Origin of the sequence: Actinacidiphila oryziradicis, assembly GCF_005047355.1 — a bacterium.
Classification (GTDB): Bacteria; Actinomycetota; Actinomycetes; order Streptomycetales; family Streptomycetaceae; genus Actinacidiphila; species Actinacidiphila oryziradicis.
In genome coordinates, this window is the sequence record NZ_SUMC01000368.1 from 1 (window position 1) to 899 (window position 899).

Genomic DNA, 899 nt, shown 5'->3' on the forward strand with positions numbered 1-899 from the left:
CGGTGGCGGCGCTCATCTGGGTCTCCGCAGGCATGTGGCTGGCGACACTCCTGATGGGATTCGGCCTCCTGCGCAAGTGGACGGGCCGCCCACGCGAGTGAGACTGGGCGCACCGTGTGCAGCGGCACAGGTCAGGGCACCCCGTACAACACCTCCCCAACCGGGCTGGCGCGACGCCGCGAGCGGCGGGACCGTCGTGAAAGCGGTGCCGAGCGTCTGCGTGAGGAGGGACGTGGTGCGCTGCCCCGGCGCCAGCGGCGGGTTGTCGTCCACGCTCACCTGGCGAAGTCCGTCCCGGGCCGCGTCGAACACCCGGCTGTCGCCGACGTTGAACGCGAGCAGCGATTCCGGCAGCACGACGGCGCCCGCGACCGTGGTCCCCATGGTGGCCAGCTCCGGATCGGTATCGGCGACCTCGTACACCGCGTGATTGCAGACGTCCAGAGCGTCACGGATGGCTTCTCGCTGTCCGATGAAGGGCCGATCGAGGCGAGTTGGCGGACGACCCGTGCACTGGCCACCTCGCCGCCCGGCTGCCCGCCGAGCCCGTCGGCGACCGCCACGACGAGCGGTGTGCCGAGAGGGAACTTCGCCTGCCCCGTCAGTTGGCCCAGCGCACATGTGCCTCGAAGCGTCGTGTTCATGCCCTGGCGGCAGGACCCGTCGGGGCGCTGCTTGCGTTCAAGCTCGTCAGGCGCAGCGTGTGGTGAGGGTCTGTTCACGGCCAGGCGCGGGACAGCGGTGGTGACGTGGCCGTACACAGTGATGCGGGGGACAGTGAACAGGTCAGCGATCTGCTGCACGGTCCGCTCGCCGGAGTCGTGGAGCTGCTGCGTGAGCGTGGCCTGCTGGGCTCTACCGCCAACCTCATCAGCAACGCCGCCCCGGACCGGGCGCAC

General features: G+C 70.4%; 1 pseudogene. It reads right to left on the bottom strand.

The window, feature by feature from the left end:
- Window positions 1-174: 174 nt before the first annotated feature.
- Window positions 175-587 (bottom strand): annotated as a pseudogene (locus FCI23_RS62235) (PP2C family protein-serine/threonine phosphatase); the annotation flags it as partial.
- Window positions 588-899 lie beyond the last annotated feature (312 nt).